Origin of the sequence: Streptomyces sp. WMMB 714 (genome assembly GCF_900090125.1) — a bacterium.
Classification (GTDB): domain Bacteria; phylum Actinomycetota; class Actinomycetes; order Streptomycetales; family Streptomycetaceae; genus Streptomyces; species Streptomyces daqingensis.
Map to the genome: position 1 here is coordinate 63,803 of NZ_FMHJ01000015.1, position 13,895 is coordinate 77,697.

General features: G+C 71.1%; 18 protein-coding genes. 4 read left to right on the plus strand and 14 right to left on the minus strand.

All coding sequences use genetic code 11. The features are described from left to right. Positions 1–133 precede the first annotated feature (133 nt). On the plus strand, positions 134–733 hold the full coding sequence (locus tag H181DRAFT_RS24120) for a sigma-70 family RNA polymerase sigma factor (RefSeq protein WP_052708700.1): 600 nt from the start codon (positions 134–136) through the stop codon (positions 731–733). Then, entirely contained in the window at positions 733–1,509 is a 777-nt protein-coding gene (locus H181DRAFT_RS24125; protein WP_045866522.1) for a hypothetical protein, read from the plus strand. Before H181DRAFT_RS24120 ends, H181DRAFT_RS24125 begins: the two co-directional genes overlap by 1 nt. A gap of 112 nt (positions 1,510–1,621) precedes the next feature. Here the strand turns inward: H181DRAFT_RS24125 and H181DRAFT_RS24130 are convergent, their stop codons facing one another. From H181DRAFT_RS24130 to H181DRAFT_RS24185, 12 genes are all read right to left on the minus strand, one after another. After that, the gene (locus tag H181DRAFT_RS24130; RefSeq protein ID WP_045866523.1) at positions 1,622–2,047 is read right to left on the minus strand and encodes a hypothetical protein; all 426 of its coding nucleotides are present in this window, start codon (positions 2,045–2,047) and stop codon (positions 1,622–1,624) included. A gap of 93 nt (positions 2,048–2,140) precedes the next feature. Beyond that, positions 2,141–2,584, minus strand: a complete 444-nt coding sequence (locus tag H181DRAFT_RS24135) for a gas vesicle protein K (RefSeq protein WP_078895931.1) — start codon at positions 2,582–2,584, stop codon at positions 2,141–2,143. A 67-nt stretch (positions 2,585–2,651) separates the two neighbouring features. Beyond that, entirely contained in the window at positions 2,652–2,795 is a 144-nt protein-coding gene (locus H181DRAFT_RS30060) for a gas vesicle protein (protein ID WP_229711680.1), read from the minus strand. Between the two features lie 103 nt (positions 2,796–2,898). After that, complete coding sequence (locus tag H181DRAFT_RS24145) at positions 2,899–3,789, minus strand: GvpL/GvpF family gas vesicle protein (protein WP_045866525.1); 891 nt, start codon at positions 3,787–3,789, stop codon at positions 2,899–2,901. Continuing rightward, positions 3,789–4,241 carry a gas vesicle protein gene (locus H181DRAFT_RS24150; RefSeq protein WP_078895947.1) on the minus strand — a complete coding sequence of 151 codons (453 nt, stop codon included), beginning with the start codon at positions 4,239–4,241 and terminating at the stop codon, positions 3,789–3,791. Before H181DRAFT_RS24150 ends, H181DRAFT_RS24145 begins: the two co-directional genes overlap by 1 nt. Before the next feature lie 94 nt (positions 4,242–4,335). Beyond that, a complete protein-coding gene (locus tag H181DRAFT_RS24155; RefSeq protein WP_045866527.1) occupies positions 4,336–5,523 on the minus strand; it encodes an SRPBCC family protein in 1,188 nt (395 codons plus the stop codon). Beyond that, complete coding sequence (locus H181DRAFT_RS29565) at positions 5,516–6,151, minus strand: hypothetical protein (RefSeq protein WP_045866528.1); 636 nt, start codon at positions 6,149–6,151, stop codon at positions 5,516–5,518. Before H181DRAFT_RS29565 ends, H181DRAFT_RS24155 begins: the two co-directional genes overlap by 8 nt. Before the next feature lie 54 nt (positions 6,152–6,205). After that, a complete protein-coding gene (locus H181DRAFT_RS24165; RefSeq protein WP_045866529.1) occupies positions 6,206–6,463 on the minus strand; it encodes a gas vesicle protein GvpG in 258 nt (85 codons plus the stop codon). 22 nt (positions 6,464–6,485) lie between these two features. Beyond that, entirely contained in the window at positions 6,486–7,199 is a 714-nt protein-coding gene (locus H181DRAFT_RS24170; RefSeq protein ID WP_045866530.1) for a GvpL/GvpF family gas vesicle protein, read from the minus strand. A gap of 2 nt (positions 7,200–7,201) precedes the next feature. Continuing rightward, complete coding sequence (locus tag H181DRAFT_RS24175; protein WP_045866531.1) at positions 7,202–7,645, minus strand: gas vesicle structural protein GvpA; 444 nt, start codon at positions 7,643–7,645, stop codon at positions 7,202–7,204. Positions 7,646–7,724: 79 nt separating this feature from the next. After that, positions 7,725–8,075, minus strand: a complete 351-nt coding sequence (locus tag H181DRAFT_RS24180) for a gas vesicle protein GvpO (protein ID WP_045866532.1) — start codon at positions 8,073–8,075, stop codon at positions 7,725–7,727. 273 nt (positions 8,076–8,348) lie between these two features. Continuing rightward, complete coding sequence (locus H181DRAFT_RS24185; RefSeq protein WP_045866533.1) at positions 8,349–9,356, minus strand: LacI family DNA-binding transcriptional regulator; 1,008 nt, start codon at positions 9,354–9,356, stop codon at positions 8,349–8,351. A gap of 183 nt (positions 9,357–9,539) precedes the next feature. Between H181DRAFT_RS24185 and H181DRAFT_RS24190 the strand changes: the two genes are divergently transcribed. Then, on the plus strand, positions 9,540–10,526 hold the full coding sequence (locus H181DRAFT_RS24190; RefSeq protein WP_078895932.1) for a phytanoyl-CoA dioxygenase family protein: 987 nt from the start codon (positions 9,540–9,542) through the stop codon (positions 10,524–10,526). Between the two features lie 44 nt (positions 10,527–10,570). Further along, positions 10,571–11,983 carry a sugar porter family MFS transporter gene (locus H181DRAFT_RS24195; protein ID WP_045866534.1) on the plus strand — a complete coding sequence of 471 codons (1,413 nt, stop codon included), beginning with the start codon at positions 10,571–10,573 and terminating at the stop codon, positions 11,981–11,983. Between the two features lie 144 nt (positions 11,984–12,127). Here the strand turns inward: H181DRAFT_RS24195 and H181DRAFT_RS24200 are convergent, their stop codons facing one another. Both H181DRAFT_RS24200 and H181DRAFT_RS24205 read right to left on the minus strand, forming a co-directional pair. Next, the gene (locus H181DRAFT_RS24200; protein WP_045866535.1) at positions 12,128–12,949 is read right to left on the minus strand and encodes a carbohydrate ABC transporter permease; all 822 of its coding nucleotides are present in this window, start codon (positions 12,947–12,949) and stop codon (positions 12,128–12,130) included. Then, positions 12,946–13,857 (minus strand): carbohydrate ABC transporter permease, encoded by a 912-nt coding sequence (locus tag H181DRAFT_RS24205; protein ID WP_045866624.1) that lies wholly within the window; start codon positions 13,855–13,857, stop codon positions 12,946–12,948. Before H181DRAFT_RS24205 ends, H181DRAFT_RS24200 begins: the two co-directional genes overlap by 4 nt. Between the last annotated feature and the right edge of the window lie 38 nt (positions 13,858–13,895).

The following is a 13,895-nucleotide window of genomic DNA, read 5'->3' on the forward strand; positions in this document are numbered from 1 at the left end:
GAGGGCGCAGGGGTGACGGGGTAGCCACACATTCACCCTGTGTAGTATTTTCCCGGACTCCCGCCGGCCCGCTGAGGGAGCGTCAGCGGAGCCCGCAGTCCGATCTGCCACTTCTCCGCGAGAGGGCTCCTGCATGGGCGCCGAGGACGACCGGCCGCGAGGTCTGACCGAAGCCGAGGCCCGGTCCTGCGACGACCGCCGCCGGTTACTGCTCTCCTTCGACGCCTTCGACACCGCGCACCACCGTCTCTGGCTGCGCTACGCCCACACGCAGGTGGGCAGCCGCGAGGCCGCGCACCGCGTCGTCGAGGACGCCTGCCGGCACCTGCTGGAGCACTGGGAGCACGCCCTGCGGCAGGAGTCGCTGGCGGCGTACGCCTGGACGGTGCTGAAGGAACATGTCGCAAAATGGCTGGCCGAGCGACGTCAGCGGCCCCTGCTGGCGGAGACGGCCGCCTTCCACGCCGCGGCCCGCAAGCCGCTGCTCTGCGAGCTGCGCGACGAATTCGCCGTGCTGGAGGGCGAGATGGGGCTCTACGCCGCCATCGCCCGGCTCCCGGAGCGCCAGTACGACGCCGTCGTGCTGCGGTACCTGCTGGGGTGCACCGAGGAAGAGGTCGCCGACTATCTCGGATTCGAGACGGCGACGGTGCGCTCGCACATAAGCTATGCGAAACGGAAGCTCGCCCGGGAGCTGCGCACCCCTGCCGGGCCCGGGACGGGGATCGGTTGATGCGGGGCCGGCATGAACACCGCACCATCGACGCGCTGTTGAACGAAGCGGAAGTCCTCGCGGACGACTACGACGAGCGCGACGTGGCGGCTATGAGGGAACGGGTGCTGGCCGACCTGACGCTCTCCACTTCGGAGCCGGGCGGTACGGACGGCTCCGCCTCCCCCGCGGACGGCACCGCCGGCGGCCGCGCCGCGCGCTCCCCGTCGGTACGGGCACCCCGGTACTCCACCGAATGCGAACAGGCCGCCCACGACCTGGACTTGGCGGTCTCTCTGGTGCTCAACGCACCCGAGGCGGCGGCGAGTCTCTCGCGCTTCGTCGAGGACGAGGAGTGCGCCGCACCGCAGGGCGCCCTTGTCTTCGGAAGTCTGCTGCACCTCGCCCGGTACCGCGAAGCGGCCCAGTTCTGGTGGCAGTTCGCTGCCGGCGGCGGTTCCCGTACCGCCGCCTTCTGCCTGTACCTGCTCCACCGCCGGCACGGCGAGTTCCGCGACGCGGAGTACTGGCGCGCCCACTCGGAGCGGCTGCCGCGTCGGCCCCGTACGGAGGGGCTTCCGCGCCCGCGGGGCGGCACGCGGCCGCTGCTTCCCGACGGCGTGCTGCACGGGCTGCTCAGTGAATGCCATGGGGGCGGCCGTCCGCGGCTGCCGCATGCGCTGGAGAGCGTCATCCACCGTCTTCCGGTGACGGACGACGACGAGGACTTCGGTGAGATTCCCCAGCCGGCCCGGGACCTGACCCGCCGTCTGACGGCGCCCCGGCCGCGTCACTGACCGCCCCCTGGCATTCCTCTGAACCCTTGTGACCGACACCGGCGGACCGGCCGCGGCGTCCCGTCCCTGGCGGGACGGAGCCGGTGGGCCAGGAGAGCCGGTGTGCCGTCGTCTACAGGCGCCCGCCGGTCATCCGGGTGAAGGGCCCGGCTGCCCGCTTCGCCGAGTAGCGTCCGGCGGCGAAGGACGCGGCGACCGCGGTGACGGCTCCGGTCCCGATGCCGGCGACGATGCCGCGGCGGTTCTTCACGATCGTCCACGTCGCCGACGCCGCCGTGGCGGCGGTGCTGGAGACGGACGCCAGCTTCTGGCGGCCCACTTCGGCGCCCTGGCTGGCGACGCTGCCGACGCGCTTGGTCGCGGCGCCGACGCTGCGGCCGCCGCCCTCGACGGCCTCGCCCACGGAGTGGGTGGCCTCACCGGTCTTGTCGGCGGCCTTGCTGATCCCGCGACCCGCCTTGGCCCCGGCTTCCGCGGGCTTCTTGGTGGCGTTCGCGGCCTTTCCTGCGGTACGTGTGCTCTTGCCGTTGTCAGTCATGGCCAACGGGTTGCCGAGAGTGGCGCCGTTGAAACGTCCCGTACTCCGGCGGCTCGCTGCCCGGCCCGGGACGCGGCGCACGGGAAGCGCGCGTCAGCCCTCGTCACGTGGCAGGAGCGAACCCAGCGGCCCCAGATCGAGGTTGAGGTCCGCCATGGTCAGGCCGTAGCGCTCGCACAGCTCGGTCATGCGCTCCTGGAGGATCATCAGCGTCATGCCGATGCGCTCCTCCTGGTCCTCGGTCAGGTCTCCCTGGTCCACACGGTTCAGCGCCGTGCGTTCCATGAGCTGGCGCAGCAACTCGACGATCGTCAGGACGAGCTTCATCAGGTCCCGCTCGACCGTGTCGGGATCGGTCCTCAGCCGCTGGGCCAGCTTGCCCTCGCCCCGCGCCGCCGCCTCCTCCGGGCCCGCCGGGAGCAGGTCGAAGGCGCGGGCCGCCGAGCGCGCGACGTCGTCCAGCCTGCTGCCCGGCGAGAGCGCCTCGGGAAGCTCTCGCGGGGGCCGTGCGGCCTCCTCGGGCTGCTCGTCGGTCATGGCTGCTTCTCCTCTCCACCGCACCGCGGAGAGCTTCCGCAGGCGCGGGGGGACGGGGCGTCGGACGTCACCACGGTGCCGGGTCGTCCGGTGTGACGGAGTGGATGACCGCGCGCAGGTTGACGCGTACGAGGTCGACGTCGGCGATCGACAGCACGAGGTCGCCCGTCAGGACGGCCCCGCCGGTCAGCAGCCGGTCGAGCAGGTCGATGAGGGCGACCTGGCGTCCCGCGAGCGAGTCCTCCTCGCCGAAGCCGTCCGAGGCCGACCGGGCGCCTTCCTCGACGGCGTCGGCGAAGCTCCTGCCCGTCAGATCACTCTCCATCGGCGTCCGGCTCCCCTGGGCCGCCCGGCTGCCGCGGTGCGGAGGGCGGAGTGGCGAAGGAGTACGGCGCCCACGGACCCGTCAGCTCCACCCGCACGCCCGGGACGTCCTCCGCGAGGCCGCCGACCGCCGCGCGGAAGTCGTCGCTGCGCGCGGCCGGAACCAGATAGGCGTCGTTGACGATGTTCTCCCCCGGCCCCGAGGCGAGCTCGCCCTGCTGCGGCCGGTGGGACACCTTCGCGGTGGCGATGCCGTCCGCGAGTGCGGCAGCCCGTTCGGCGACCGCTCCGGCGGCGCGGTAGGTGTCACGGTGGGTGTTCCGCTGCTTCCTGCGCTGCTGCAGATAGGCCCGCCCGGGGCTGCTCCCGCCACCGGACGTGCCGGAGCCGCCGGCGGGGGCGGCGGGCGCCTCCGAGGGGTTCGCCGCCGAGGCGCCCCGCGGGTCGGCGTACACCTTCACGCCCCACTCGACCTGGCCTTCCAGGCGGCTCAGCAGAGCGGCGAACTCGTCCTTGCGTCCGGTCAGCATCGCCTCGACGCGGCTGTCGTCGAGGTAGACGGTGGCCAGCCGCATCGGCAGCACCGTCGTGTGCTCGTACGCGGACGCGACCACGGCGTGGTGGGAACGGGCGAGGGCCTCCAGCCGCTCCATGTCCTCGAGCTGTGCCTTGAGCCCCTCTTCGTCGTACAACCCGGCCGGGACGCTGCTGACCAGCGCGCCGAGTCCGGCCGCGTACACCGCGCGCACGCCGGCACCGGTGGGCCCTTCCAGACCCTCGGCCGCCGCCTGGAGCGGTGCGTCCTCACGGCCGACCGCGAAGACGTAGCAGACCTGCGCGGCATCCTGCTCCTGCTCCGCACCGGGGGCACGGTCCGCCATCAAGCTCGTCCTCCGCGCTTGCCCTTGTCCTCAGCGCCGGCGGTCTCCGCGCCGGCCTCGTCCGCGCCCGCCCCCTCGGCGGCGGGCAGCTCGGACTGCGTGCGCAGCCGCTCGATCTCCTTGCGAAGACGCTCGTTCTCCGCCGCCAGCTCGCTCTGCCCGTCCGGCTCGGCCGGCACGGATGTGGCGTTCTCGCGGCGCAGCTGCCGCGCGCCCGACGAGAGCGACGGGTCGTTCTCCCACCAGTCGATCCCCATCTCCTTCGCCTTGTCCACGGAGACGACGAGGAGGCGCAGCTTGATGGTGAGCAACTCGATGTCGAGCAGGTTGATCTGGATGTCGCCCGCGATGACGACACCCTTGTCGAGTACACGCTCAAGAATGTCCGCCAGATTGGCGGAAGTGCCTTGCTGCTGGCCGTACGGGACCGCCCTGCTGGAGGACGGTCCCATACGGCCGGCCAGTGAATCGGACACGTGGTATCAGCCTTGCCTGCTGGGTGTCGGTGGCCTCCGGACCGCCGCGCCCGGACAGGCCCTCACGGGGTCAGCGCCGGGCGGCAGCGGCACGGCTCTCCTCATTCTCTTCCATGTCGCTGTCCTCGTCATCGGCCTCGAAATCGTCGTACTCGGCTTCGGGCTCCTCCTCCGCTTCTACCTCGTCGTCGTCCTCGTACTCGGAATCGGCGTCGGCTTCGGCGTCCTCTTCGTCCTCGTACTCGGAATCGGCATCGGAATCGGCATCGGCTTCGTCCTCGTACTCGGCGTCCTCTTCGAGGTCCTCGGGCTCCTCGCCGTCGTCCTCGGAGGGCTCCTCCGCGGCGGCCTCTCCGGCGTCCCCGCCCTCTTCGGACCCTTCGGCTTCGGACCCTTCGGACCCTTCGGACTCTTCCGCCTCGACGGCCTCGTCGTGGTCGAGGACGACCTCGCCGTCACGGATCTCGCCGCGCCAGCCGTCCGTCGCCTCGCCGCGCATCATGATGAACTTGCGGTACAGCTTCAGGTCCAGCCGGGCACGGCGGCCCTGAGCCCGCCAGATGTTGCCGGTCTTCTCGAAGAGCCCCTTGGGGAAGTACTCGAGGACCAGCAGCACCCGGGTCAGGTCGTCGGTGATGCGGTGGAAGGTCACGACGCCCTTGACGGTGCCCTTGGCACCCTCGGTGGTCCAGGTGATGCGCTCGTCCGGGATCTGCTCGGTGACGTTGGCCTTCCAGCTCCGTGTCGACTTGGCGACCTTCACCTTCCAGTTGCTGCTGACGTCGTCCGCCTTCTCGACGCTGACGACGCCCTTGGCGAAGGTGCTGAACTCCTGGAACTGGGTCCACTGGTCGTACGCCTCGCGGACGGGCACGCCGACGTCGATGTCCTCGACGATGGTCACGCTCTTGGACTTGCCTCCGCCGCTCTTGCGTCCCTTGCCGAACATTCCCTTGACCTTGTTCTTGAGCATGTCCTTGACGTGCGACGATCCGACGGCCATCGCCGCCTGCGCGGGCGACTTCCCCTCGCTGAGGGCCTGGCCGCCCTTCGCCAGGCTCCCCGCCAGTCCGGCTCCCGGGAGGCCCTGGCGCGGGTCGGCGAGCTTGGTCACGCTCTGGCCGAGCTTCGAGCCGAGGTCGGTGACCGCCTTCTGCGCGCGTGCCTGGAGGTACGCCTGAAGCTCCTCCTTCAGACGGTCGGTCGCGGGGTTCTTCGCCACCTCGTCCTTGATCCTGTTCAGGGTGGAGTCAGCCATCGCGTCCTCCCCGGCCCGTGGTCTTGCGCGTCCCGGAAGCGGCCGCCTTGCGCGCGGTCCCGCCCGAGCGGCCGCCGCTGGCCGGCTTCGCGGCCTTCTTCGCCGTGCTCTTCGAACTCCGGCCTGCCGCCGCCGACTTGGCGGCGGGCTTCGCGGACTTCGCCGCCCCGGCGGACTTCCGGCCCGCGGCCGGTGCCTTGCGCTGCGGGCGGGGGCGCTCCTCCGGCTCGTCGCCGCCCGGCTCGTCCTCGGCGTCCGCCGCGTGCTCGTCCTCGGGAGGATCCTCGTCGGGCTCTTCGTCGTCCTCGCCGGCCCGGCGGCGCCGTCCGGCGGGATCGCTGAGGTCCCGCGTGCGCTCGTGCAGGGAGTCGGCGAGGCCGTCGGCGCGCTTGGTCACCGCGGAGGTCAGGGCTGACTTCGTGCCGTCCATAAGGTCCCTGCGGACCTGGTCGCTCAGACCGCCGAGGACGGGCGAGTTCGCCGCCATCTTCAGGAGCTGCTGCGGGCTGAGATCGAACTTCTTGCCGGCCAGGACCATTCCCAGGCCGATGGCCAGTTTGGCCTTCTTCGTGCGCCCGAGCAGGTATCCGCCCACCAGGGCCATGCCTATCTTGCCGTTGTCGTTCATCTCTCCGTCACCTCGGTCTTCCCGTACGCGTCGACGGGATCGGTCTGCGGCAGTTCATGAGCGCACCCCTGTCTGTCGCTGGTACGCCTGTCGCCACTCGAGCTCGTCCAGCAACTCGTCCTCCCGCCGGTCGAACTCCTCGTCCGTGATCAGTCCGTCGAGCAACTCCTGTTCCAGTTCAGCCAGTTGGCGGCGTACGGGCTCGGGGTCGTAGTACTGCTGCTCGGCAGTGAGAACGACCTGGTCCATGACCCAGACCGCTCCCCTCACAGGCGCGAGCGGCAGGGTCAGCAGCTGGGTGATGAGGCCCATTGCCAGGCTCCGATCACAGGTCTCAGACGAAGCTGTACGGGGGCAGCGGGCCGTAGAGGGTGAGCTTGTACTCCTCGCCGCGCCGCTGCGACTCCTCGTCCACCGCCTGGGAGAAGGCCGCGGCCTTCTCCCGCCGCACCAGGAACGAGACGTTCACGAAGTGCTGCTGCGTCGACTCGCCGATGTTGTACTGCTGGGCTCCGCCCGCCAGACGCTCCACCAGGTCCTTGGCGTCCGCCTCGTTCCGGGCCTGGACCTCGTTGGAGACCAGCTCGCCCAGCCGCATCTTCTCGTCCTGGGCCTCGGGGTGCTCCCTGGTGAACTCGCGGAGGCGGCGGATCTCCTCGGACTGGCCGATGATCTCCCGCAGCAGTCCTTCCTCCTCACGGGCGGCCTTGAGGTTGTACTCCAGGCAGCCGTCGAGCTCCGACAGCCGCTCCGTGTACCCGCTCTGGCTCTCCTCCAGCACCGAGACGACCGAGTCGTCGTCGGGCCCGACCAGACCGAAGCGCATCGGCAGGGTCGCCCCCTCGGCCATCAGCGCCTCCAGGACGGCCTGATGCGCGGCCAGGTCACGGCGCTTGGCGCGCAGGTCCTCGGGCGCGTCGCTCACGACGGCGCTCAGGGCCTTCGTCTTCACCGAGCGCAGCTCCCCGCCGGGGTCTCCCACTCCCGTCAGCCCTTCGAGCTTCTGCGGGTGGTCCGCCGCGGTGATGGCGTAGATGTAGGTGGCCACGCTCAGTCCTCCTTGCGGCGAGCGGTACGGCGGCTGGACGAGCCGGACGAGGCCTTGCGCGGCTCGCGCTCTTCCTCTTCGTCGTCGCGGCCCCGCTGGATGGACTCGCTGAACGCCTCGACGGCGCCGGTCAGCGCGCCCTTCGACTTGCCCTTGGCGCCGCTCTCCATCGACTCGCCCACGATGTCGGTGAGCTGCGTCGGCTTCTTGCGGCCCGCCTCGAGGTCGAGCCGGTTGCACGCCTCGGCGAAGCGCAGGTAGGTGTCGACGCTGGCGACGACGACCCGGACGTCGATCTTGAGAAGTTCGATGCCCACGAGGGAGACGCGGACGAACGCGTCGATCACCAGACCGCGGTCCAGGATGAGTTCGAGAATGTCGTACAGGTTGCCGCCACCGGCACCACCGGTCGACTGGGGGGAATTCGTCTGCGGGACTACAGTCACGCTCTTTCTCCTTTCGGGATTGCGCGCGCAGCGGAGAAGTCCGGTGATCGCGGAACAGCGGCCGGATCACCGGCAAATGTCATTTCCGCTGATCGATCTGACCGCGTGCGTAACGGCGGGTCCGCTCGTAGCCGAGCAGGTTGCCCTGGCCGTCCAGCTGCACCCGGTAGGAGCCCATGACGCTGGTCGTCTCCGGAATCCGCTCGACCTCGACCACCTCGACGTCGGCCGTCCAGCCCTCGGAGGTGGCTTTGACGGACGAGACCGAACCCGGTTCGCACTGAAGGAGTTCGGCGAGCTGGCCCGCGGCGAGCCGCATGGCCTCGGCGATCGGGACACGGCTCTTCTGCGAACCGCTGCTGCGGTCGGACCGCTTCTCTTCCTTACGGTTCCGACCGTCTTCGTTGGTTTTCTCACCAGTTGTCGCCATGGTCACACTCCTTTCCGATCGACCGAGTTGCATACGTGTGTTCCGGATCTCACCTTGAAAGGCGAGAGGTCTGGTTGGGTGCCCCCGGTGCGCGGACCTATGCGCAAAGCTTGGCGGCGGATCACGATGCACGGGTTCCGTCTCGTCGTCGTAGACGGACAACCGAGGATCAACACCGGCTGGTGGAAGGCGCGTTGAAAGCACCCGGGATGCGGGCGACATGCATTCCGGATCCCGGTGCGACAGGCGTCCCCGCGGGGACGGGGTCTCAGGTCAGACGGCGCTTTCGCGGACGACCAGGCGGTGCGGGACGGTCACCTGGCGGGCCGGGTGACGGCCGAGCCGCCCGTAGACGCGGTCGGCGAGGCACTGCAGGGCCCGCTCGGCGATCTGCGGCTTGTCGGGCGCGACGGTGGCCAGGGACGGTACGCAGTACCGTCCGTCCTCGATGTCGTCGAAGCCGATCAGCGCGACGTCCGACGGGACGCGCAGACCGTGGTCGTGGCAGACGCGCAGGGCACCGAGCGCGAGTTCGTCGCTGAAGCAGAAGACGGCGTCGGGACGGGGCCCGGCGTCCAGCAGTTCACGCATCGCACGGACACCCTCCGCACGGTGCAGCGAGGCCACGGACTTCACCAGCGACGGTTCGGCGGGCAGCGCCGCGGCGGCCAGCGCCTCCCGGTAGCCCTGCGCGCGCTGCTCGGCCGTGCCGTTGGTCAGCTGCGGCTGCAGGCCGATCGCGGCGATGCGCCGTCGGCCGAGCCCGGCCAGGTGGGCGGTCGCCTCGCGGGCGGCCGCGACGTTGTCGATGGCGACGTGGTCGGCGGTGCCACCCGTCTCCTGCTCGCCGAGGACGACCAGGGGCATCGAGGCACTGTGCCGGCCCAGCTCCTCGGGCGTCAGCGACCACGGGCTCATGATCATGCCGTCCACCGTGTGCCGCTCCGAGCCCTCCAGCAGGCGGCGTTCGCGCTCGGCCGTACCGTCCGTACGGTCGATGAGCACCGTCCAGCCGCGGTGCTGGGCCGCGTCGATGAGCAGTTCCGCGATCTCGCCGAAGTAGGGGGAGCTGACTTCGGGGACGGCGAGGCCGATCAGGCCCGTGCGGCCCTGACGCAGGTTCCGGGCAGCGAGGTTGGGGCGGTACTGCAGCTCCTCTATGGCGAGCAGCACGCGCTCCCGTGTGGCGGGCGCCACAGCCGGCGCGTTGTTGACCACGTTGGAGACGGTGCGCACGGACACCCCGGCGCGGGCCGCCACGTCCTTGAGCTTCGCCGCCACCTGGAACCTTTCCTTCCGCCCTGCCCGTCCCGCGTTCTCCGCGCGGGACGGCACCGATCATCCCACGCCACATTCAGCTCGCGGAAGGTTTGCCTCCTCCTATTGCCACGATGCATGCAACGTTGCAAAGTGGCTGGTCACGTAGACGGCCACCCGAGAGCCGCACCGAGAGAGGAGAGCGCCATGACGACCGTGAGCACCGGCCCGGCCGGCGGGACCAGCGCCGCGCAGACCCCGTCGAGCGCGCAGAGCGACGCCCGGACCGTCGACTTCGCCACCGTCGGCGACGTCGTACGGGACCTCTACACCGACGGCGTCAGCGCCCGTAAGGGAGCCTTCTCCGCGGAGTGGGCGGACCGTATGCGCGAGGACATCGAGCACGCCTTCGAGGAGGCGCGGCACCGCCCCGGCGGCGCCGTGGGACGCGGCCCGCACCGCTACTACGTCGAGATGCACCCCGAGCAGATGCGCGGCTTCGTCGACCTCGTCGACCACCCGTGGGTGCGGGCGGTGTGCGAGGCCGTCCTCGGCCGCGACTACTCGATCGTCGAGCTCGGCTTCGACATCCCCTTCGCCGGGGCGGTCAACCAGCCCTGGCACCGCGACTTCCCCATGCCGGACGTCACCCGCGAGCGGCGCCGTCTGAACTCGCTCGCCTTCAACCTCACCGGCGTCGACACCACGGAGGACATGGGGCCCTTCGAGATCGCCCCCGGCACGCAGTGGGACGTGGACGACGGCTTCGAGCACGCCATGTTCCCGCCGCGGGAGGACTACCCCCGGTACCGGGAGCTGGGCGTGCGGAAGTTCCCGCAGCGCGGTGACATCTCCGTACGATCGGCACTGACCATCCACCGGGGAACCGCGAACCACTCCCAGCTCTCGCGCCCCGTGCTGGTGCTCGGCGTCGACGCCCCCGGGGCCGGCAACGACGGCCACCACGACATGGCCGTCACCCACGAGTACTGGCGGACGCTCCCGGAGCGCGTGCGAGCGCATCTGCACTGCCCTGTCGTCGACGAACTCATGCCGATCACGCAGAAGCACACCATCGAGGGCCTCGTCATGGGCGACGCCGAGCCCGACTCCCCCGGCGCCGGTTCGGGCATGGGCATGGGCGGCGGCATGGCCGGAGCGGCCCCCGAAGAGCCCGAGGACGACGACAGCTGACGGCGTGACGCCGTGTACGACCGCAACACGAAAGAGGGCCGCACGTGACCACGCCCGCACCCCCGCAGACGGCCGGCTCGGCCGCTCCGGTTCAGCAGCCTCCGCTGCTCTACGCCGTCGCCGCGATCTCCGCGCTCGGAGGTCTGCTCTTCGGCTACGACACCGGCATCATCGCCAGCGCCCTCGTGGACCTCGGGCGTGACCTCCATCTCTCCTCACGGGCACAGGAGATCGTGGTCAGCGCCATCCTCGTGGGCGCCATGGTGGGCGCGCCCGTCTCCGGGACGCTCGTCGCCCGCTACGGCCGCAAGCCCGTGGTGACCGGCGTCGCCGTCCTCTTCGCCGTCGGCGCCGTCGCCGCGGCCGTCGCGCCCGGGACGGGCACGCTCATCGCCGCCCGCTTCGTGCTCGGGCTGGCCGTCGGCGCGGCCTCGAACACCGTCCCCGTCTACATAGCAGAGACCGCGCCCGCCGCGACCCGGGGACGGCTCATGGTGCTCTTCCAGCTCATGGTCGCCATCGGCCAGCTCGTCTCCTACCTCGTCGGGTACGCCCTGGCCGGGCCGGGCGGCTGGCGCTGGATGTTCGCGCTGGCCGCGATCCCGGCCGCGGTGCTCGCCGTGGGCATGCTGCCGCTGCCCGAGAGCCCCCGCTGGCTGGTCGGCAAGGGACGTACGGACGAGGCCGCCGCCGTGCTCCGCAGGCTGAGGGTCCCCGGCTCGGACATCGACGGCGAGATCGCCGAGATCGTGGACGTGCGGACCAGGGAGCGCGGCGCGGGCTGGCGTGCCCTGCGCGGAAGCTGGGTGCGTCCGGCGCTGGTCGTGGCGCTGGGCATCGCCGCGTTCTCGCAGCTGACGGGCATCAACGCGATGGTGTACTACGCGCCGAAGCTGCTCACCGACGCGGGCTTCGGGGACAGCACCGCACTGCTCACGGGTGTCGGGATCGGCGTGATGCTCGTCCTCGCCGGGATCGCCGGGACCCTCCTCGTGGACCGGACGGGGCGGCGCCGGCTGCTGCTGTGGCTGCTGCCGGGATCGGGGCTCGCCATGGCCGTGCTCGCGCTGGCCTTCCTCGGCGGCGACGGCACGGCGGGGCAGAAGTGGACGGTGATCCTCTCGCTGTTCGCCTACATCTTCCTGAACGGGGCGAGCATGCAGGCCGTCGTGTGGCTGATCGGCCCGGAGGTGCTGCCGCTGGCGGTGCGGGGCCCGGCCATGAGCCTGGCCACGACCGCCGTGTGGGGCTTCGACCTGGTCATCGCGCTGACCGCGCTGACCGCCGTGGACACCTTCGGGCGCACGGCGACCTTCATGGTCTACGCGCTGATGAACGCCGCGTGCTGGATCTTCGTGCTGCGGCGGGTGCCCGAGACGCGGGGCCGGACGCTCGAAGAGATCGAGAAGGCGCTGCGCAGGCCCTCGGCCAGGGCCGAAGAGCCGGTGAACGCCTGAGGGTGCCGTTCCCGTCTCCGTGGCGCAGACCGCGGAGACCGGGGCGGCCGGGGCGGCGGCGCCCGGAGCCGCCCGCGGGTACCGGTGCGGGCCGGCGGGCTCGCGGCGGCCGGGCCGCACCGGGGTGCGGCCCGGCGGTCCGCGTCACTCCTTGACCGCGCCGGTGAGCATGCCCTCGATGAACCGCCGCTGCAGCACCACGTAGACGATCACGACGGGCAGCGCGATCAGCACGGACGCCGCAGCGAGCAGCGCCGTCTCCGAGCTGTGCTGCCCCTGGAAGAAGGCGAGCCCGAGCGGGACGGTGCGGTGTGCCTCGTCGCTGACCATCACCAGCGCCATCAGGAACTCGTTCCACGTCCACATGAAGACGATGACGACCAGGGTGGAGACGGCCGGACGGCCCATCGGGACGAGGACGCGCCACAGCGTGCCCCAGCTGGACGCGCCGTCGAGCCTGGCCGCCTCGATGACGGAGGCGGGCACGCTGCGGAAGTAGCTGCGCATCCAGAAGACGCCGAAGGCGAGGGACTGCGCGGTCTGCGGCAGGATCAACGCCCAGTAGGTGTCGGTCAGTTGCCAGTACCGCAGGTCGAAGTAGAGCGGTACGACGAGGGCTTCCTGCGGGAGCGTGAGGCCGAGCACGAAGGTGTAGAAGAGCAGGCCGGAGCCCGGGAAGCGCATCACGCCGCAGGCGTAGGCGGCCGGCAGGGACAGCAGGGACGTGACGAGGACGACCGCCACGGCGACCAGCACCGAGTTGGAGAGGTAGGTGCCGAAGTGCCCTCGGGTCCAGGCGTCCGCGAAATTGGCCCAGTTGAGGCCGTCGGGCAGCGAGAAGCCGGTGTCCAGGGACGACTGCCTGCCGAACGCGGTGGAGAGGATCCCGGCGACGGGCGTGAGGCTCAGTGCGGCGAAGAGCAGCAGGATGCCGTAGGTGACGGTGCGTTCGAGGCGTCCGGTCATCGGTTCCGTCCTTCCACGAGGCGGGACACGGTGACGGTCAGCGCGAAGATCAGCACGGTGAGCCCCATCCCCATCGCGGCGGCCGCCCCGACCTCGTTGGTCTCGAACGCCCGGTGGTAGACCTCGTACGCGGGCACCGACGTGGCGTTGCCCGGGCCGCCGCTCGTGGTGATGTAGATCAGGTCGAAGTTGCGCAGTCCGGCGACGATGGTCAGCGTGAGCGCGACGGCGATCTCGGCGCGCAGCCCGGGCAGCGTGACGGCGAAGAACTCCCGCAGCGGGCCCGCCCCGTCCACGCGCGCCGCCTCGTACAGCTCGCGTGGGATGCGCTGGGCGCCCGCCAGGAAGAGCACCACGCACAGTCCCGTCTCCACCCAGGTGCCCACCGCGCCGACCGACGGCAGTGCCCACGTGTAGTCGCCGAGCCAGGACCGCGTCAGGGAGTCCAGACCGACGGCGCGCAGCGCGTCGTTGAGCAGCCCGTCCGGTGCGAGGATCGAGCGCCAGGCCACGCCGACGACGACCATCGCCAGCACCTGCGGCAGGAAGAGCACCGTCCGGAAGAAGGCGGCTCCCCTGACGCGGAACCGGGAGAGCGCCGAGGCCAGCAGCAGGCCGAGGGCGACGGGCAGTGCGGAGTAGAAGAGCAGCAGGACGATCGCGTGCAGGAACGGCCCGCGCAGCGACGGATCCGTCAGCAGCGCGGTGTAGTTGTCCGCTCCGGCCCAGGTGGCCGCCGTCAGCCCGTCCCAGTGCAGCAGCGACAGCCAGGCCGTCTGGCCGAGGGGGACGAGCAGGAAGAGGGCGTAGAGGACGAGCGCGGGCAGCACGTACAGGTAGCCGACGGCACGCGGCTGCCCCGGCGCCCGGCCGCTGTGGCGCCCGGCAGCACGGGACGGGGGCCGGATGCGCCGGGACGCCCGCGTGCCGGGGCGTTCCCCGGTGG